Annotated in this window: 20 protein-coding genes; 14 read left to right on the top strand and 6 right to left on the bottom strand. The window is 68.9% G+C overall.

What is annotated here, in order from left to right; all coding sequences use genetic code 11:
• Nucleotides 1–3 precede the first annotated feature (3 nt).
• From AT701_RS24425 to AT701_RS24415, 3 genes are read left to right on the top strand one after another with little or no spacing between them, the layout of a single operon-like run.
• Nucleotides 4–1,302 (top strand): bifunctional glycosyltransferase family 2/GtrA family protein, encoded by a 1,299-nt coding sequence (locus AT701_RS24425; RefSeq protein WP_058126767.1) that lies wholly within the window; start codon nt 4–6, stop codon nt 1,300–1,302.
• 3 nt (nt 1,303–1,305) lie between these two features.
• Nucleotides 1,306–3,210, top strand: coding sequence for an ArnT family glycosyltransferase (locus AT701_RS24420; RefSeq protein ID WP_058126766.1), 1,905 nt, complete (start codon nt 1,306–1,308; stop codon nt 3,208–3,210).
• Between the two features lie 44 nt (nt 3,211–3,254).
• Nucleotides 3,255–3,746: a beta-class carbonic anhydrase gene (locus AT701_RS24415; RefSeq protein ID WP_058126765.1), complete on the top strand. Its 492-nt coding sequence runs from the start codon at nt 3,255–3,257 to the stop codon at nt 3,744–3,746.
• 88 nt (nt 3,747–3,834) lie between these two features.
• Here the strand turns inward: AT701_RS24415 and AT701_RS24410 are convergent, their stop codons facing one another.
• Nucleotides 3,835–4,251, bottom strand: a complete 417-nt coding sequence (locus AT701_RS24410; protein WP_058126764.1) for a PaaI family thioesterase — start codon at nt 4,249–4,251, stop codon at nt 3,835–3,837.
• Nucleotides 4,252–4,302: 51 nt separating this feature from the next.
• Nucleotides 4,303–4,866: a TetR/AcrR family transcriptional regulator gene (locus AT701_RS24405; protein ID WP_058126763.1), complete on the bottom strand. Its 564-nt coding sequence runs from the start codon at nt 4,864–4,866 to the stop codon at nt 4,303–4,305.
• Nucleotides 4,867–4,944: 78 nt separating this feature from the next.
• Here AT701_RS24405 and AT701_RS24400 point away from each other — a divergent pair, with 78 nt between their 5' ends.
• From AT701_RS24400 to AT701_RS24360, 9 genes are all read left to right on the top strand, one after another.
• On the top strand, nt 4,945–6,072 hold the full coding sequence (locus tag AT701_RS24400) for an Rv3169 family protein (RefSeq protein ID WP_003896388.1): 1,128 nt from the start codon (nt 4,945–4,947) through the stop codon (nt 6,070–6,072).
• Nucleotides 6,066–7,082: a phosphotransferase family protein gene (locus AT701_RS24395; RefSeq protein WP_058126762.1), complete on the top strand. Its 1,017-nt coding sequence runs from the start codon at nt 6,066–6,068 to the stop codon at nt 7,080–7,082. Before AT701_RS24400 ends, AT701_RS24395 begins: the two co-directional genes overlap by 7 nt.
• Before the next feature lie 19 nt (nt 7,083–7,101).
• Nucleotides 7,102–8,469, top strand: coding sequence for an MFS transporter (locus AT701_RS24390; RefSeq protein ID WP_011730230.1), 1,368 nt, complete (start codon nt 7,102–7,104; stop codon nt 8,467–8,469).
• Between the two features lie 102 nt (nt 8,470–8,571).
• Nucleotides 8,572–9,507: a sulfate adenylyltransferase subunit CysD gene (cysD, locus tag AT701_RS24385; RefSeq protein ID WP_011730229.1), complete on the top strand. Its 936-nt coding sequence runs from the start codon at nt 8,572–8,574 to the stop codon at nt 9,505–9,507.
• A complete protein-coding gene (gene cysN / locus AT701_RS24380; RefSeq protein ID WP_058126761.1) occupies nt 9,507–11,360 on the top strand; it encodes a sulfate adenylyltransferase subunit CysN in 1,854 nt (617 codons plus the stop codon). The genes cysD and cysN overlap by 1 nt, the downstream gene beginning before the upstream one ends.
• Nucleotides 11,357–12,088: a 3'(2'),5'-bisphosphate nucleotidase CysQ gene (locus AT701_RS24375; RefSeq protein ID WP_011730227.1), complete on the top strand. Its 732-nt coding sequence runs from the start codon at nt 11,357–11,359 to the stop codon at nt 12,086–12,088. Before cysN ends, AT701_RS24375 begins: the two co-directional genes overlap by 4 nt.
• A gap of 47 nt (nt 12,089–12,135) precedes the next feature.
• The gene (locus tag AT701_RS24370; protein WP_003896382.1) at nt 12,136–12,732 is read left to right on the top strand and encodes a cysteine hydrolase family protein; all 597 of its coding nucleotides are present in this window, start codon (nt 12,136–12,138) and stop codon (nt 12,730–12,732) included.
• Nucleotides 12,729–13,403, top strand: coding sequence for a pyridoxamine 5'-phosphate oxidase family protein (locus AT701_RS24365; RefSeq protein WP_058126760.1), 675 nt, complete (start codon nt 12,729–12,731; stop codon nt 13,401–13,403). The genes AT701_RS24370 and AT701_RS24365 overlap by 4 nt, the downstream gene beginning before the upstream one ends.
• Nucleotides 13,404–13,445: 42 nt before the next feature.
• Nucleotides 13,446–13,916, top strand: a complete 471-nt coding sequence (locus tag AT701_RS24360) for an Rrf2 family transcriptional regulator (protein ID WP_003896380.1) — start codon at nt 13,446–13,448, stop codon at nt 13,914–13,916.
• Here AT701_RS24360 and AT701_RS24355 read toward each other — a convergent pair whose 3' ends face one another.
• Nucleotides 13,917–14,300, bottom strand: coding sequence for a VOC family protein (locus tag AT701_RS24355; protein WP_003896379.1), 384 nt, complete (start codon nt 14,298–14,300; stop codon nt 13,917–13,919).
• A 55-nt stretch (nt 14,301–14,355) separates the two neighbouring features.
• Between AT701_RS24355 and AT701_RS24350 the strand changes: the two genes are divergently transcribed.
• Nucleotides 14,356–14,880 (top strand): GNAT family N-acetyltransferase, encoded by a 525-nt coding sequence (locus AT701_RS24350; RefSeq protein ID WP_014878199.1) that lies wholly within the window; start codon nt 14,356–14,358, stop codon nt 14,878–14,880.
• Entirely contained in the window at nt 14,880–15,899 is a 1,020-nt protein-coding gene (locus AT701_RS24345) for a nitronate monooxygenase (protein WP_014878198.1), read from the top strand. The genes AT701_RS24350 and AT701_RS24345 overlap by 1 nt, the downstream gene beginning before the upstream one ends.
• Here the strand turns inward: AT701_RS24345 and AT701_RS24340 are convergent, their stop codons facing one another.
• Genes AT701_RS24340 through AT701_RS24330 form a run of 3 tightly spaced genes read right to left on the bottom strand, consistent with a single transcriptional unit; the run spans nt 15,900 to nt 18,711 of the window.
• Nucleotides 15,900–16,787, bottom strand: a complete 888-nt coding sequence (locus AT701_RS24340) for a DUF4097 family beta strand repeat-containing protein (RefSeq protein WP_003896376.1) — start codon at nt 16,785–16,787, stop codon at nt 15,900–15,902.
• A gap of 17 nt (nt 16,788–16,804) precedes the next feature.
• Nucleotides 16,805–17,449 carry a response regulator transcription factor gene (locus AT701_RS24335; protein WP_003896375.1) on the bottom strand — a complete coding sequence of 215 codons (645 nt, stop codon included), beginning with the start codon at nt 17,447–17,449 and terminating at the stop codon, nt 16,805–16,807.
• Nucleotides 17,437–18,711, bottom strand: coding sequence for a sensor histidine kinase (locus AT701_RS24330; protein WP_058126759.1), 1,275 nt, complete (start codon nt 18,709–18,711; stop codon nt 17,437–17,439). The genes AT701_RS24335 and AT701_RS24330 overlap by 13 nt, the downstream gene beginning before the upstream one ends.
• Nucleotides 18,712–18,763 lie beyond the last annotated feature (52 nt).

Below are 18,763 nucleotides of genomic sequence, written 5' to 3'. Positions count from 1 at the left end.
GACATGACAGAGTTGGCCGTAGATCCCGAGACACCGGTGGAGCAGCGGTTCCGGTTCGCCTCGCGCCCCAATGCCGCACAGGTCGCCCGCGCCGCCGGGGTTCCGGTGCTCGACGTGGTGGTGCCGGTGTTCAACGAGCAGGCCGCACTGGCGCATTCGGTACGGCGGTTGCACGGCTACCTGCAGGAGAACTTCGCGCTGCCGACGCGCATCACGATCGCCGACAACGCGAGCACCGACGCCACGCCGCAGATCGCGGCGCGCCTGGCCGAGGAACTGCCCGGCGTGCGGGTCGTGCGACTGGAGGAGAAGGGCCGCGGCCGTGCGCTGCACGCCGTGTGGTCGACGTCGGACGCCCCGGTGCTGGCGTACATGGACGTCGACCTGTCCACCGATCTCGCGGCGCTCGCACCGCTTGTGGCGCCGTTGATCTCGGGTCACTCCGATCTCGCGATCGGCACGCGGCTGGGCCGCGGTTCGCGCGTGATCCGCGGCGCCAAGCGCGAGTTCATCTCGCGCTGCTACAACCTGATCCTGAAATCCACTCTGGCCGCGAAATTCTCGGATGCGCAGTGCGGGTTCAAGGCGATCCGGGCCGACGTGGCCAAGAGCCTGCTGCCGCATGTCGTCGACACCGGGTGGTTCTTCGACACCGAACTGCTGGTGCTCGCCGAGCGCAGCGGTCTGCGCATCCACGAGGTGCCCGTCGACTGGGTCGACGATCCGGACAGCCGGGTGGACATCGTCGCCACCGCGGCCGCCGACCTCAAGGGCATCGGCCGGCTGCTGCGTGGTTTCGCCAACGGATCCATCCCCGTCAACACCATCGCCGCGCAACTCGGTTCCACGCGCCACACCGCGCCACCGGGATCGCTGCTGCGTCAGGTCGTGCGGTTCGGCGCCATCGGTGTGGTGTCCACGCTGGCCTACCTGTTGCTGTTCTCGCTCATGCGCGCCGGGCTCGGCGCACAGGCCGCCAACCTGATCGCGCTGCTGCTCACCGCGATCGGCAACACCGCGGCCAACCGCCGCTTCACGTTCGGCATCGCGGGAACCGGCAACGTGGCGCGTCACCACCTCGAGGGCCTGACGGTCTTCGGGATCGCGCTCACCATCACGAGCGGGTCGCTCTACCTGCTGCACATCATGACGCCGCAGCCGCACCGCGCGGTCGAACTGGGTGTCCTGGTGGTGGCCAACCTGATCGCGACCGTCGTCCGCTTCGTCCTGTTGCGCGGCTGGGTGTTCCACCCGGCCCGGACGCGGCGCCCGTCACAAGCCCCGTCACAGATCGAGGACTGAAACATGACCACCGTCGAACAGGCCCGCCCGTCGGCGGCCCTCGAAACCCCGGCGCCCCAGGCGCGCTGGATCCGGCCGGCCTACTGGGCGATGCTGGTGGGCACCGCGGTGCTCTACCTGTGGGGCCTGGGGTCCAAGGGCTGGGCCAACAGCTACTACGCCGCCGCGGCGCAGGCCGCGACACAGTCGTGGAAGGCCTGGCTGTTCGGTTCCCTTGACGCGGGCAATGCCATCACCGTCGACAAGCCGCCCGCCGCGATGTGGGCGATGGGCCTGTCCGGCAGGTTGTTCGGGTTCAACGAGTTCACCACGCTGCTGCCCGAGGCGCTCATGGGCGTCGCGGCCGTGGCCGTGCTGTACGCGACGGTGCGGCGCACCAGCGGGCCGGTGGCCGGTCTGGTGGCGGGCACCGCGCTCGCGCTCACGCCCGTCGCGACCGTGATGTTCCGCTACAACAACCCCGATGCGTTGCTGGTGCTGCTGCTCGTGGTGGCGGCCTACTTCATGGTGCGCGCCATCGGTGCGTCCGGGGCCCGCGCCGCGACGGGATGGGTCGTGCTGTGCGGGTGCGCACTGGGTTTCGCGTTTCTCACCAAGATGTTGCAGGCTTTTCTGATCGTGCCGGGCCTGGCGCTGGCGTTCCTGGTCGCCGCGCCCGTGGCGTCGGTGGCCAAGCGCGTGGGCATACTGCTGGCCGGCGGTGTCGCCATGGCGGTTTCGGCCGGGTGGTATCTGGCCCTGGTGGCGCTGTGGCCCGCCGGATCGCGGCCGTACATCGCCGGTTCGACCGACAACAGCCTGCTGCAGTTGGCGTTCGGCTACAACGGCATCGAGCGCATTGTCGGCCGCGGTGGCGGTCCCGGCTTCGGCGGTGGCCCCGGCCCTGGTGGAGGTGGCCCCGGCCCGGGTGGGGGCGGCTCGCGAGGCATCTTCCACAGCGGCGACCCCGGTATCGGCCGGTTGTTCAACGACGCCTTGGGCACCGAGGTCGCGTGGCTGCTGCCGGTGGCACTGATCGGTCTGGTCGTGTTGCTGTGGCTGACCCGGCACACTGTCCGCACTTCGGCCACGCGGGCCGGTCTGCTGGTGTGGGGCGGTTGGCTGGCGGTGACCGGTGTGGTGTTCAGTTTCATGGACGGCACGATCCACCCGTACTACACCGTGGCGCTGGCCCCGGCCGTCGCGGCGCTCGCGGGCATCTCGGTGGTCGAGTTGTGGCGCAGGCGTTCTCACGTCGGCATCCGGCTGCTGCTGGCCGCCATGATGGGCCTGACCGGGGTGTGGGCGTTCGTGCTGCTGAACCGCACGCCCGACTGGTGGCCCGCCCTGCGGTGGGTCGTGCTGATCGGATCGGTCGTCGTCGCGGTGCTGCTCGCGCTGCGCGCACACCGGCCGGGTCAGGTCACCGCGGCGCTGGCGTTGGCGGCGGTGGTGCTGGGCCTGGGTTCGACGCTGGCGTACTCGGTGGAGACCGTGGCCAACGGGCAGAGCGGCGGGCCGCTCCCCATGGCGGGCCCGCAGCGCGGAGGCGGTTTCGGGTTCGGAGGGCCGCACCGCGGCGAACGAGACGACGACACGGCGCTTCGCGAGCTGATCTCCGACACCGACAACCGGTGGGCGGCAGCGAGTGTGGGCTCGTGGATGGTCAGTGACCTGGAACTCAAGACCGGTGAGTCGCTCATGGCGATCGGTGGGTTCATGGGCGCAGACGATTCACCGACCCTCGAACAGTTCCAGCAGTACGTCGAACGCGGAGACGTCCGGTACTTCCTCGCACCCGCCGAGGGCAGGCGCGGCCCCGGTGGCTTCCGCCACGGCAGCGCCGGAGACATCACCAACTGGGTCAAGGAGAACTTCCCCAAGACCGAGGTCGGCGGGGTCACGGTGTACGACTTGCAATCCCGTTGATCCAGATGCGTGACGAAAACGGAGTATGGCCTAGCCTGCCGCACATGTCTGTCACTGATCAGTACCTGGCGAACAACGAGGAATACGCGAAGACGTTCAGCGGGCCACTTCCGCTGCCGCCCAGCAAGCACGTGGCGGTGGTGGCCTGCATGGACGCCCGGCTCGACGTCTACCGCATCCTGGGCCTCGGCGACGGTGAGGCCCACGTGATCCGCAACGCGGGCGGCGTGATCACCGACGACGAGATCCGGTCCCTGGCCATCAGCCAGCGCCTGCTGGGCACCAAGGAGATCATCCTCATCCACCACACCGACTGCGGCATGCTGACGTTCACCGACGACGAGTTCAAGCGCAGTATCCAGGACGAGACCGGCATCAAACCCGAGTGGGCCGCCGAGTCGTTCACCGACCTCGAAGAGGATGTCCGGCAGTCGCTGCGCCGCATCGAGGCCAGCCCGTTCGTCACCAAGCACGAATCCCTGCGCGGCTTCATCTTCGACGTCGCGACGGGCAAGCTCGCCGAGGTCACGCTCTGAGCTCGCTGGGCCGAAATCTCCTCCGCGAGTGTGAATCCTCAGCGATTTTTGGGCAGTTTTCTCGCTGACGTTTCACATTCGCGAGTGATCACCCGAGCTTGTAGGTCGCGACGGCCTTCGCCACGGGTGTGTCGTCGGGGGTGAGGACGTCGACGTCGCAGTGCACCAGCGAATGTCCGCGGCGCAGCACGTGTCCCACGCCGATGAGATCGGTCGCGCGGGCCGGCGCCAGGTACTGCAGTGACATCGACACGGTCACGCCGCGCAGTTCGCCGGGGACCTCGGCGCCGGCCCAGGCCGTGGCCATGACGGTGACGTCGGCCAGCGTGGCTATCGCGCCACCGTGCACCATGTCCGCGATGGTGGCGTTGGACGGGTCCCACGGCATCCGCAGGCGCACTTGGCCATCCGCGAGGTTCTCGGCCACGATGCCCAGCTTGGCCACCAACGGTGAGGTGGGCAGGAACTGGGCCATCACGTCGGAACCGGTCATCGAACGAGTCATGTCGAGGAGTCTGCGCACCCCGGAAGACCGGTTCAATTACCTCGCAGGTAATCAGAGGTGATCCGACCGCGCCAGCGCGAACAGCGCATCGGCCGTGCGGTCGCAGAACGCGTCGCGGTCGGTGAGACCCCGGGTCATGGCACGGACCACCGTGGTGGCGACCAGGAAGTCGAACACCGCGTCGGTGCGCCTGCGGTCCCCGTCGAGCAGGTCGACCATCGCCGCGCGCACGTCGGTCTCCGACCGCAGCACAAGCCGCTCGTAGAGCGTCTCGTCGTGGTGGTAGGCCGTGATCAGGCCCGGCAGCGCGGCACGCGTGACCGGTTGTGCGAGCCAGTCGAGGAACATCGCGACCCACTCCCGCAGGTCGGCGCGCAGGTCGCCGGTGGGCGCGGGCATCGGCACGGGGCTGGGATGCCCGAATGCCGCGTCCTCGACAAGGGCCTCCTTGGTGGGCCAGCGCCGGTAGATCGTGGGCGCGCCGACGCCGGCGCGACGCGCGACCGCCAGCACGGTGGTGCCCTGATAGCCCTCTTCGACCAGCAGTTCACGCACCGCGGTGAGCACCGCGACGTCCTTGGACGGATCGCGGGGCCGCCCCAGGGCACCGGTCATTGCGAAAACGCTACCGGCTGTGCGGGCTTCCTGTTACGTTACGGCCCATAACGTAAGTACCTGGGGAAGGACCGGCGCATGCTCACCCCGCACGACGAACTGCTCTGCCATCAGTTGCCGACGACGTTCGACCACGTCGACCAGTCAGATCTGCGGTGGACCGAGCGCATCGTGATGTACGGATTCGACCGCTCGGGCGACATCAATGTGATGACGGGCCTCGCGCGCTACCCCAACCGCAACGTGACCGACGCCTACGCGATGATCACACGCCGCGACGCGACAGCCCGCGTCGTGCGCATGTCCACCGAACTCAACCCCGAAACCGGCCCGCTCGGGTCGTATTCGGTGGGGCCGTACACCTACACCATCGAGGAACCCTTGCGCACCGTGCGGGCCGTACTCGCGCCCAACGAGCAGGGCGTGAGCCTCGATCTGAGGCTGCGCGGACAGTTCCCCACCTACGAACAGACCCCGGCGTTCCACCGCAGCCGCGGCCGCGTCAGCGAGGATGCCCGCCGCTTCTACCAGAACGGTCAGGTGGAGGGCTGGATCGAGATCGACGGCGAACGCATCGAGATCGACCCGGGGAGTTGGTGGTTCGGCAGGGACCATTCGTGGGGTATCCGCAACGGCCCTGGCGGCGGTAGCCTGTCCGAGGGTGCGCACCTGCAACCGCAGGAGATTCCCGACGGCACGCTCTATTACATGGGCATCTTCCAGTTCGACGACGAGCTGGTGCATTTCGCACAGCGCGAGACCAGCACGGGGGAGCGGTGGCAGTTCGAGGGTGAGGTGCTGTACCCCATCGAAACCGGCCGCCCCGCGGGAACGATCATCGACGTCGAGCACGATCTGAAGTTCCGCGACGACCTGCGCGTGATCAGCGGCGGCACGTTCACCGTGCACCGCGGTGACCGCACCACCAGCACCATCGAGGTCCGCCCCATGACCGACTTCTGGCCCGGCCTCGCGGGCTACATGGAGGTCGACGGCTACGCGTCAGGGCATTGGCGCGGAAGGGATTTCATCGACGGGTTCACCGCCGACATCGGCGACATCGACGTCGTCAAACCCGTCAGCTTCCTGTCCGAGACGCTGTGCGAGGTGAGCATGGACAGCGGTTCCGGGCCCAAGATCGGCCACGGCCTGGTCGAGATGGTGTTCGTCGGCGCCTACCCGCGATACGGATACACCGGATGGTGAGGATCGCCGCAGACGAACTGCCGGGCGCCGTGGAAGCCGTTGTCCGCAAACGCCTCCCGGGTGCGGAGAACGCGCGCGTCGCGAACTGGTCGGCCAGTACGGCCGGGTTCTCCACCGAGACATACCTGTTCGACGTCGAGGGCCTCGACGCCTGCGACACGCTGGGGCTGGTGTTCCGCCGGCCGCCGGAGTACCAGATCCTGCCCGGCTACGACCTGCGCAGGCAGTACCTGGTGATGCAACGGCTCGCGCTGTCACCCGTGCCCGTGCCGGGCGTGCGCTGGATCGACGCCGACGGAAGCGATCTGGGCACGCCGTACCTGGTGATGGACCGCATCGACCACGTCGTCGGCGTCAGCGACGTCCCGCCCTATCACCAGCACGGCCTGTTCGCCGAGACCGACGACGCGGGCCGCGCCGCGCTGTGGAACGGCTGCGTCGACATGATCGCCGCGGTGCACCGGCTCGACCCGCAGCAGTACCGCCTGGGCTTTTTGGGCGCGTCCACGCCGGGCGCGCTCGTCGACTTCCTGCGCCACGCGATCGGCTGGGCCTACGGCGACAATCCGGTCCACCCCACGTTCACGCGCGCGCTGCACTGGCTGCGGGCCCATCTCTACGAGCCCGAACACGTGGGGCTGTGCTGGGGCGACAGCCGGATGTCCAACGTCCTGTACCGGCCCGACCTGACGCCCGTGGCCGCGCTCGACTGGGAGATCGCCTATCTGGGCGATCAGGCCGCCGACCTCAGCTGGCTGTTCATGACCGACTGGATCAGCAGCCCGCTGCCCGGCAACGCGCCCGCGCCGGGCACACCGAGCCGCGAGCAGACCATCGCCCGCTACGAGCGCGCGGTGGGCAGAAGCGTCGGCAACCTCGCGTTCGGCGACGTGAGCGCCCCGCTGTTGCTGGCGGTCGCGCTCGTGCGGCTCAACCGCAGATTCGACATCCCCGGCGTCGATCTCGCCGACGTGTGCGCGCGGCGCATCGAGTTCGTCCTCGACAGTTAGACGCGGCTACATTTCACGGGTGCCCACTCGTCAGCAGCCGTCGTTCCCGCGCGGCACGGCCCTGCTGGTGGCCGGGGCGCTGTTCATGGAGATCCTCGACGCGACGATCCTCGCGCCCGCGATCCCGCTGATCGCGGAGTCGTTCGGCGTCGCGGCCGTCGACGTCAACGTCGCGATATCGGCCTACCTGGTCACCGTGGCCGTGCTGATCCCCGCCACCGGCTGGATGGCCGACCGGTTCGGCGTGCGCCGCGTGTTCATCAGCGCGATCGCGGTGTTCACGCTGGCCTCGGTGGGGTGTGCGCTGAGTGTGTCGCTGCCCATGCTCGTCGCGATGCGTGTCGCGCAGGGTGTCGGCGGCGCGATGATGGTCCCCGTCGGGCGGCTGGCGGTGCTGCGCTCGAGCGACAAGGCCGATCTGGTGCGGGCCATCGCGTTGCTGACGTGGCCCGCGCTCGCGGCGCCCGTGGTGGCGCCCGTGCTCGGCGGGGCGATCGCGACGCTGGGTGACTGGCGGTGGATCTTCGCGGTGAACGTTCCGATCGGGCTGATCGGAATTCTGTTCGCGCTCAGGCTCATCCACGGCGACGCGCCCGCACGGCCGCGCTCGCTGGACTGGTTCGGTTTGCTGACGCTGGGCTCAGGCATCGCCGCGACGCTGCTCGCCCTGGAGAACATCCGGGTCTCCGGCACGCACTGGTCTCTGGTCGGCAGCTTCGGGGTGGCCGCGGTGCTGCTCCTGGCCGTCGCGCTGCGCCGGTTGCTGACGGTGCCGAACCCGCTGGTGCAACTGCGCGTCCTACGGGTGCAGACGTTGCGCATCACGGTGTCGGCGGGCTCGCTGTACCGCATGGTGATCACCGCGGTGCCGTTCCTGCTGCCCCTGCAGTTCCAGTTGCAGTTCGGGTGGACGCCCCTGGCCGCAGGCGCGATGGTGGCCGCGCTGTTCGCGGGCAACCTCACCATCAAACCCATCACCACGCCGCTCATGCGCCGCTTCGGCATCCGGACCGTGCTGTTGGTCAACGGCGCGGCGTCGGTGGCCTGTTTCGGCCTGCTGGCGGTGCTGCGGCCCGGCCTGCCCGTCGTGCTCATGGCCGTCATCCTCTATATCAGCGGCGCGCTGCGCTCGATCGGTTTCACGGCCTACAACAGCCTGGCGTTCTCCGATGTAGAGGGCGACGACCTCACGCACGGCAACACGCTCAACGCGTCGGTGCAGGAACTCGCCTCAGGTCTCGGCATCGCGTTCGCGGCCCTGCTGCTGAGCCAGCTGACCTCGTATTCGCTGACGTTCCTGGTGCTCGGCGCGGTGCTGGCGCTGACGCTCGTGGAGACCGTGCGGCTGCCCAAGAGCGCGGGCAGCCACGTCAGCGGCCACCGCTGAGCAGGTGCGTGAGCGGAATTATTGACAGTCGTCAGACCCGCCGTTACATTCCACGTCATGCTTACAATCCTGGCCAGTTCTACCAACTTAATGGGGAAGTAGATGACCGCAGTCGACAGCGCCCCAGCGCAGACCCGCACCGGTCAGTACGAGCTGAGCCACCTGCGGGCCCTGGAAGCCGAGGCCATCCACATCATCCGTGAGGTGGCCGCCGAGTTCGAGCGTCCCGTGCTGCTGTTCTCCGGCGGCAAGGACTCGATCGTGATGCTGCACCTGGCGATCAAGGCGTTCGCACCCGGTCGCCTGCCGTTCCCGGTCATGCACGTCGACACGGGCCACAACTTCGAAGAGGTCATCGCCACCCGCGACGCGCTGGTGGAGAAGCACGGCCTGCGTCTGGTGGTCGCCAGCGTGCAGGACGACATCGACGCCGGACGCGTGGTGGACAACGGCCCGTCGCGCAACCCGCTGCAGACCGTGACGCTGCTGCGCGGCATCCGTGAGAACAAGTTCGACGCCGCGTTCGGCGGCGCGCGCCGCGACGAGGAGAAGGCCCGCGCCAAGGAGCGCGTGTTCAGCTTCCGCGACGAGTTCGGCCAGTGGGACCCCAAGGCCCAGCGCCCCGAACTGTGGAACATCTACAACGGCCGCCACCGCAAGGGGGAGCACATCCGCGTGTTCCCGCTGTCCAACTGGACCGAGTACGACATCTGGGCCTACATCGGCGCCGAGGACATCACGCTCCCTTCCATCTACTACGCGCACCAGCGCAAGGTGTTCGGACGCGACGGCATGCTGCTCGCCGTCCACGAGTTCATGCAGCCCCGCGACGGCGAAGAGGTCTTCGAGACCTCCGTGCGGTTCCGCACCGTCGGTGACGTCACCTGCACGGGTTGCGTCGAGTCCACCGCGGCCACCGTCGAACAGGTCATCGCCGAGACCGCGGTGTCGCGGCTGACCGAGCGCGGCGCGACCCGCGCCGACGACCGCATCTCCGAGGCCGGCATGGAAGACCGCAAGCGCGAGGGGTATTTCTGATGAGCGCCAACACGACTCTGCTGCGGCTTGCGACGGCGGGTTCGGTCGACGACGGCAAGTCCACGCTGATCGGCCGGCTGCTGTACGACTCGAAGGCCGTCATGGAGGATCAGCTCGCGGCCGTCGAGCGCACCTCCAAGGAACGCGGGCACGACTACACCGATCTGGCGCTGGTCACCGACGGTCTGCGCGCCGAGCGCGAGCAGGGCATCACGATCGACGTCGCCTACCGCTACTTCGCCACGGCCAAGCGGAAATTCATCATCGCCGACACCCCGGGCCACATCCAGTACACCCGCAACATGGTCACCGGCACGTCCACCGCACAGCTGGCGATCGTACTGGTCGACGCCCGCAACGGCCTGCTCGAACAGTCGCGCAGGCACGCGTTCCTGGCGTCGCTGCTGGGCATCCGGCACATCGTGCTGGCCGTCAACAAGATGGACCTCATCGGCTGGGACCAGGAGCGCTTCGAGGCGATCCGCGACGAATTCCACACATTCGCAGCGCGTTTGGACGTCCACGACGTCACCGCCATCCCGCTGTCGGCGCTGCAGGGCGACAACGTCGTCACCAAGAGTGACAAGACCCCGTGGTACGAGGGCCCGGCCCTGCTGGCCCACCTCGAAGACGTCTACATCGCCGGTGACCGCAACCTGGTCGACGTGCGGTTCCCCGTGCAGTACGTGATCCGGCCCCAGACGCTCGACCACGCCGACCACCGCAGCTACGCGGGCACCGTCGCCAGCGGCGTCATGCGCCCGGGTGACGAGATCGTGGTGCTGCCCAGCGGCAAGTCCAGCCGCATCACCGAGATCGCCGGTCCCAGTGGGCCGGTCGACGAGGCGTTCCCGCCGATGGCGGTGTCGATCAGCCTGGCCGACGACATCGACATCAGCCGCGGCGACATGATCGCCCGGCCGGGCAACCAGCCCCGCGTCACGCAGGACTTCGACGCCACGGTGTGCTGGATGGCCGACGACGCATCGCTCGAACCGGGCCGCGAGTACCTGATCAAGCACACCACGCGCACCACGCGCGCCAAGGTGGTCGATCTGGACTACCGCCTCGACGTCAACACGCTGCACCGCGACAAGTCCGCGACCGCGCTCAAACTCAACGAGCTGGGCCGGATCTCACTGCGCACGCGCACGCCGCTGCTGCTCGACGAGTACAGCCGCAACCCCGCGACGGGCTCGTTCATCCTGATAGATCCGCACACCAACGGCACCGTGGGTGCGGGCATGGTGCTGCGCGACGCCCGCAACGAATCCGCGAGCCCCAACACCGTGCGCCACGAGAACCTGATCACCGCCGAGGACCGGCTGACCCGCGGGCGCACCGTGTGGTTCACCGGCCTTTCGGGTTCGGGCAAGTCGTCGGTCGCGATGCTCGTCGAGCAGAAGCTGCTGGGCAAGGGTGTCCCGGCGTACGTGCTGGACGGCGACAACCTGCGCCACGGCCTCAACGCCGATCTGGGCTTCTCGATGGCCGACCGCGCCGAGAACCTGCGCCGCCTGGCGCACGTCGCGTCGCTGCTCGCCGATTCCGGGCAGATCGTGCTGGTGCCTGCCATCAGCCCGCTCGAGGAGCACCGCGAACTGGCGCGGCGGGTGTCCACCGAGAGCGGTGTCGAGTTCTTCGAGGTCTTCTGCGACACGCCGCTGGCCGATTGCGAGGCACGCGATCCCAAGGGCCTGTACGCCAAGGCCCGCGCCGGTGAGATCACGCATTTCACCGGTATCGACAGCCCGTACCAGCGGCCCAAGCATCCCGATCTGCGGCTCACGCCCGAGCATTCGCTCGACGAGTTGGCCGATATGGTGATCGAGATGCTGGAGACCCGTAGGTGAACGACCACGAGCTGGCCGCCCGGCTCGCGACCCGCGCCGGGGACCTGCTGCTCGACGTGCGTGCCGATTTCGCCGACGCGCCGGCGCAGGACCGTAAGGCCGCGGGCGACAAGCAGTCCCACGATTTCCTCATGGCCGAGCTGGCCAGGCAGCGCCCCGGTGACGCGGTGCTGTCCGAGGAGGGTGTCGACGATCCCGCGCGGCTGGACGCCGAGCGGGTGTGGATCGTCGACCCGCTCGACGGCACACGCGAGTTCTCCGAACTCGGCCGCGAGGACTGGGCCGTGCACGTGGCGCTGTGGCAAGCGGGGGAGCTGGTCGCGGGGGCGGTCGCGCTGCCCGCGCAGAACATGACGCTGTCCACACCCGAGGTGGCCGGCCCGCTGCCGCTCGAAGGGCCGCCGCGCGTCGTGGTGTCACGTACCAGGCCGCCGGCGATCGCGCTGGCGGTGCGCGACGCGCTCGACGGCACGCTGGTCGAAATGGGTTCGGCGGGAGCCAAAGTCGCCGCCGTCATCCGCGGGCACGCCGACGTGTACGTGCACGCGGGCGGCCAGTACGAGTGGGATTCGGCGGCGCCCGTCGCCGTGGCCCGCGCGGCGGGTATGCACACCTCGCGCATCGACGGGTCGCCGCTGCGTTACAACGCCCGCGATCCCAGGCTGCCCGATCTGATCGTGTGCCGCCCCGAACTGGCCGAGCAGGTACTGGCGGTCACGCGGTCCTGATCGGTGCGCCTCTGTTGCCGCGAGGCGCCGGTCAGTAGGCTGGCGCCGTGACCCGACCCACACTGCGTGAGATCTCCAGCCTGCCCGCCGAGCCGGTGCGCCTCGCGGACTCGGCGCTGGTGCTGATCGACTGCCAGAACACCTACACCCGGGGTGTCATGGAGCTCGAGGGCGTGCAGGCCGCGCTCGACGCGACGGCCGAACTGCTCGACCGCGCCCGCACCGCGGGAATCCCGATCATCCACATCCAGCACGATTCAGGACCGGGTTCGCCGTACGACGTCCGTGAGGAGATCGGCGCGATCGTCGACTCGGTGGCGCCGCGCGGCGACGAGCCCGTGGTGGTCAAGAACTTCCCGAACTCGTTCGTGCAGACCGATCTTCAGGAGCGCCTGCAGGCCGTGAGCGCCTCGAACCTGGTGCTGGCCGGGTTCATGACGCATATGTGCGTCAACTCCACGGCGCGCGGCGCGTTCAACCTCGGGTTCGCCCCGACCGTGGTGGCCGCAGCGACCGCGACGCGTTCGCTGCCCGGCCCCGACGGCAATCTGGTTCCCGCCTCGGCCATGCAGTCGGCGAGCCTGGCGGCCATCGCCGATCTGTTCGCCGTCGTCGTCCCGGACGTGGGAAGCATCCCGGATTGACCGACGTCTCGAAACCATCCACTCGCGTCACGCGTCTCGATGAGAAGCAGAGCACGTCGCGCGAACGGCTGGACGATCTGCTCGACACCATCCCGCTGGCCACCGTCGCACTGGTGCGCGACGGTCATCCCGTCGCGTTCCCGATCGGATTCGGCAGGGTCGGCGACGAATTGGTGATCCACGGCTCCACCGGATCACCGTGGCTGCGCGCACTCGCCGAGGGTGCGCCCGCCGCGGTGTCGGTGACCGCGCTCGACGGTGTGGTGGTGGCGCGCAGCAGTTTCGAATCGTCGTTCCGCTACCGCAGCGCGACGCTGTTCGGCACGTTCGCGGTGATCGCCGAGGACGCCAAACCCGGGTATCTGGACGCGCTGACCGACCGCTTCATCCCGGGCCGCACCGCCGAACTGCGCGCGAGCACGCGCAAGGAACTCGCGGCGACGCTCGCGTTGGCACTCCCGATCGGCGACGACAACTGGTCGCTCAAGCTCAGCGAGGGGTGGCCCGACGACGCCGACGACGACATCGCGGCCGGCGGGTGGGCCGGCGTCGTCCCGCTGACGACGCGGTACGGTGCGCCGCTCACCGCCCCGGACGTCCCTGCCGGAACCCCGCTGCCGCCGTCGGTGCGCGGCATGACCGGCGATCTGCGCAACACGCGCGCACGGTAGGTGGAGGCCGGCCCGCACCGGTGGGCTGGCAGAATCCAGGGCATGCGGATGTCGGCGAAGGCGGAGTATGCCGTCCGCGCCATGGTTCAGTTGGCCACCGTCAGCGACGGCGAACTGCTGAAAACCGACGATCTGGCCAGGGCCCAGGGCATCCCCGCACAGTTCCTCGTCGACATCCTGTCCGACCTGCGCACCGATCGGCTGGTGCGCAGCCACCGCGGCCGCGACGGCGGATACGCGCTGGCGCGGCCTGCCGACGCGATCAGCATCGCCGACGTGCTGCGTTGCATCGACGGTCCGCTGGCCAGCGTGCGCGACATCGGGCTCGGCGACCTGCCGTATTCCGGGCCGACGGCCGCGCTGACGGATGTGTGGCGGGCCCTGCGCGCCAGCATGCGCTCGGTGCTGGAGGAGACCAGTCTTTCCGACGTGGCGGCCGGGGCGTTGCCTGCCCACGTCGTGAAACTGGCCGACGTCTACCGCGCTCAGGAAGAACAGCGCGGCCACGGCTGATCAGCCGCCGTACGGGCGCGTGATGATCTCCAGATAGTGCCCGGACGGGTCCTGGAAGTACACGCCGCGTCCGCCGTCGTTGTGGTTGATCTCGCCGGGCCTGCTGCCGCGCGGATCGGCCCAGTGCGGCAGGTTCCGGTCGCGGATCTTGCCGTAGATCGCGTCGAAGTCGTCCTCGGACACCAGAAATGCGTAGTGCTGCGGCCGGATCTCCTCACTCTCGCCGACCTGCGCGTAGTCGAGGGTGACGCCGTGTTCGAGTGCGACGGCCAGGAAATGGCCGAACTCCTTCGGTTCGGGAAGCCCGAACAGTTCGGTGAGAAACGTGGCGGATTCCCGCCGATCCCTGGCGGCGACGATGGTGTGGTTGAACGCTATGGCCATCGTCATCGAGTAAACCCGTGGCCCGCGAGCGCGGCAACCCTGCAGGATGGGAACCATGCTGCACGTCCCGACGCTGACCGGCCCGCGTGTGCGCCTGCGCGAACCCGTGCCCGATGACGCCGAGGCCCTGTACACGCGGGTAGCGTCAGATCCCGAGGTCACGCGGTACCTGTCCTGGAAACCTCATGCGGATGTGGCGGAAACGCGCCGTGTCATCACGACGTTGTTCAACATCGGATCCGAGGAGTCGTGGCTGATCGAGGCCGATGGTGAGGTGGTGGGGTTGTGTGGCAGGCGCCGGCCGCAGGCACACGAGGTCGAACTGGGCTACTGTCTGGGGCGGCCCTGGTGGCGGCGCGGACTCATGTCCGAGGCGATGTCGGTGCTGATCGACGACACCGAGCGCGATCCGCGCGTGTATCGGATCTCGGCGTACTGCCATGTGGACAACGCGGGTTCTGCCGGCGTGCTGCGGCACTGCGGCCTGACCCTGGAGGGCCGCCTCGTGCGGTACAGCGTGTTCCCCAACCTCGGCAATGAACCCCAGGATGTGTTGATGTTCGGAAAGGCGGTGCGGTGATGGGTGATTTCGATCTGCGGGGGCTGACGAGGCCGGTGATCGTCGCGCCGATGGCGGGTGGCCCGTCGACGCCTGCGCTGGCGGCCGCGGGCAGCAACGCCGGCGGCCTCGGGTTCATCGCCGCGGGGTACCTGACCGCCGACGCGCTGGCCGAACGCATCAAGGCCACACGTGAACTCACCTCGGAGCCGATCGGTGTGAATCTTTTTGCACCGCAACCGAGTGCGGGTACACCCGAGCAGATCGCGGCCTACGCGCAGGCACTGGCGGGTGAGGCCGAGCGCTACGGCGTCGCACTCGGTGAGCCGCGCTATGACGACGACGCCTGGGCCGCCAAGCTCGACGTGGTGGCAGATCTGCGGCCCGAGGTCGTGTCGTTCACGTTCGGCTTGCCCGACGACGACGAGGTCAAGCGCCTGCGCCAGGCCGGCATCACCACGGTCGCCACCGTGACCAGCTACGACGAGGCCGAGCAGGCCGATGGCCGTGGCGTCGACGCGCTGGCCGTGCAGGGGCCGAACGCGGGTGGGCACCGCGGCACGTTCGACCCCGCCGCGGCGCCGGCCACCCAGTCGCTGGAGGAACTGCTCGACGATGTGGTCGCGGCGATGGACATGCCGGTGATCGCCGCGGGCGGTCTGGTGACCGCGGACGATGTGGCCGGTGTACTGGCCGCGGGAGCCGTTGCCGCGCAACTGGGTACGGCGTTCCTGCTGGCCGAGGAGGCCGGTAGCAGCGACGTGCACCGCGCCGCGCTGCAGAACCCTGAATTCACCGAAACCGTGGTCACACGGGCGTTTTCGGGTCGCTACGCCCGCGGGCTGCGCAACCGCTTCGTCGTCGACCACGAGGCGCAGGCCCCGTTCGGCTACCCGGAGGTCCACTACCTGACCAGCCCGGTGCGCAAGGCGTCGGTGGCGGCGGGTGATCCGCACGCCACCAACATCTGGGCGGGCACCGGGTTCCGGGCCATCGGGCCCGGAACCGTCGCCGAGATCATGGGCCGGCTGGTCCCGTGATCACTCGTCGAGGGCGATGTCCTCGACGACCACCTCGCCGGTGACCGAGCGTGCCGTGATCTCGCCGGCCGCGGCGCTGGGACTTCCGGTCTCGTTCACCCGTACCTTGGTCGACGCGCGCGAGTCGGCGTGCACCAGGTAGGGGCCGGGTCCCGGCACCCCGAGGATCACGTCACCGGAGCGGCTGACCGCGTCGATGGTGCGCGGCGCCTTGTCGCGGAAGTCGACCTCGATGTCGCCGTCGGACGTCGTGGCACTGAACCGTTCGGCGACCGCGATGGGATCCCGCGAGATCACCTCGCCGTTGACGGTGTTCAGTTCGATGTTGCGCGCCGCCCCGCCGAGCACGATCGCACCTTCGGTGTTGTTCGCGATCAGCTGGTCGATGTCGGCCGAGGCGATGACGGCGCCGATCTTCTGCTCGGTGCGCACCGTGAGCCTGCGGGCCTGCTCGGGTGGCAGCGAGATGGTGATCTCCCCGCCGCGGGCCCATTCGAGCGCCGGTGACGGATTGCCCTCGATCGTGATCCGGGTGTCGGGGCCCTCGTTGACCACCCCGAGACGGTGCTCGCCGCTGTGCGTGGTGTTGAGCAGTCGCAGGTTCGCGGTGGCCTCCCGGGTCTCGCGGTCGGCGACGATGCGGATCGCGATCGGCACCCGCGCGGTGTCGATCACCACCGATCGCATGGTCGCGGGCAGGGCCTGGTGGTCGGTGACGACGCGTACGGCGTTGACACCCCACGCGGCGACGCCCAGGCCCACCAGCGCCGCGGTGAGGATCACCGCGGCCGCGGCGACCAGCAGGAAGCGGAACGTGGTGCGGCCGCCGGGGGACAGCCGGGGCGGCGGTTCGATCCCGGGTTCGATCGGGGGCGCGGTGACGGTCACGATGGATCCTTTCCGATCTAGGTCTCGAGGAAGCGCAGGACCGCCAGCACGCGGCGGTTCTCGCTCTCGTCGGGGGCCAGGTCGAGCTTGGTGAAGATCGATGCGATGTGTTTCTCGGCGGAGCCGATCGAGATGTGCAGGGCCGAGGCGATCGCCGAGTTGGTCTTGCCCTCGGCCATGAGTTGCAGGACGTCGTGTTCGCGCGGGGTCAGTTGGTCCAGCGCGCTACGTCGATGGGAACGGACCAAGATCTGACTCACCACCTCTGGGTCGAGCACCGTTCCGCCGCGCCCCACCACCTCGACGGCGTCGAGGAACGCTGGCACGTCGGCCACCCGGTCTTTGAGCAGATAACCGAAACCCTTTGTGTCCGAGGCGATCAGGTCGGAGGCATAACGCTCTTCGACGTAATGCGACAGCACCAGCACGGGGGATTCAGGATTCTGTTTGCGCAACAGTGCGGCGGCCCGGATGCCCTCGTCGGTGAACGTCGGCGGCATGCGCACGTCGAGGATCGCCAGGTCGGGCCGATGCTCGTTGACCAGGTTCAGCAGGTTCGTCGCGTCGGGCACCCCCGCGATCACGTCGTGACCGGCGTCGGCGAGTATCCGTTCGATACCGGCGCGCAGCAGCGCCGAATCCTCTGCGATCACGATCCGCATGGCAGCACCGCCGTCACGATCGTCGGCCCGGTCGCCGGGCTGGACACGTCGAAGGTTCCGCCTGCCGCACGCACACGTTCGGCGAGCCCGCGCAGGCCGGTCGCGTTGGCGTCCGATTCGATGCGCGCGCCGCCCTTGCCGTCGTCGAACACCGAGACGTGCAGCGTCGCGCTCGGTTCGTCGAGACGCACGGTCACCACGGCCTGGTTGGCCTGGGCGTGCCTGATCACGTTGGTGAGCGCCTCGGCCGCCACGAAGTACGCGACGGACTCCACCTCGTCGGGCAGCCGGTGCGGTAGATGCACGTCCAATGTGGTTGGCACACCGGAGTTCTGCGCGCGCTGCGCCACCGACGACAAGGCTGCGTCCAGGCCGCGGTCGGCCAGGATCGTCGGGGCGATGCCGCGCACGACGTTGCGCAACTCCACCAGCGCGTTCTTGGCCTCGTCGTGTGCCTCGGCGATCAGCTCCTTGGCCGCGGGCAGGTCCGAATCCAGCTTGGTCTGCGCCAGGCCGATGGTCATGGCCAGCGACACCAGGCGTGGTTGCACGCTGTCGTGGAGGTCGCGCTCGATGCGGTGGCGCTCGGTCTGCGCCGACGAGACCGCGCCCTCCCGCGCGTCGGCGAGCGCGTTGACCCGGTGCTGAAGGGCCGCCGTGGGCGACGGTGAGAGCAGCCACCGGTCGATCGCCGCGTCGAGCGCGGGCGCGAACACCAGGATGGCCGCGGCCGCGGCGACCGCGATGACCGCCAGGAGCCACGCGATCGGCGGTGAGAGGAACACCAGTCCCGCGTCGTCGTCGCTGTCGCGGATGGCCATGGACGCGGCCGGGCCGATGAACGCGAACGCGAGCAACGCGAACGCGATTCCGGCCGCCAGCAGGTCGTAGATCATCCGCAGGTAGTGGTGCGCCACGCCCTTCCAGAACCGGGTGCAGCTGACGTCGAGCCACAGCTGGTGCGCCCAGCCCTGGAAACCGCTGTGGTGCGTGCGCGGACGCGGCGGAATGCTGATGTTGAGGGCGAAAACCGCCTCGCTGCGGGCGCGTTCCACCCACTCGACGCCGCGCATGAGGTAGATGAACACCACGCCCGCGAGCAGGAAGCCGATCACCGAAGGTATCGATGAAACGCCAATGATCATTATTGCCAACGGTATCCAGAACCACACCGTCGCTATCGCGGCGCCGGTGACCATGGAGGCGGCCGGCACCACACCGATGTTGCGTGGTCTTGTCACGGTTGCGCTGATTGCAGCCATGCCTTCAACTTACGAACTCTGCGCGCCCGGCGACACAGCGTTTTCCCCAGAG

The organism is Mycolicibacterium smegmatis (assembly GCF_001457595.1).
Taxonomy (GTDB): domain Bacteria; phylum Actinomycetota; class Actinomycetes; order Mycobacteriales; family Mycobacteriaceae; genus Mycobacterium; species Mycobacterium smegmatis.
This window is presented reverse-complemented; position numbering and strand designations above follow the sequence as displayed.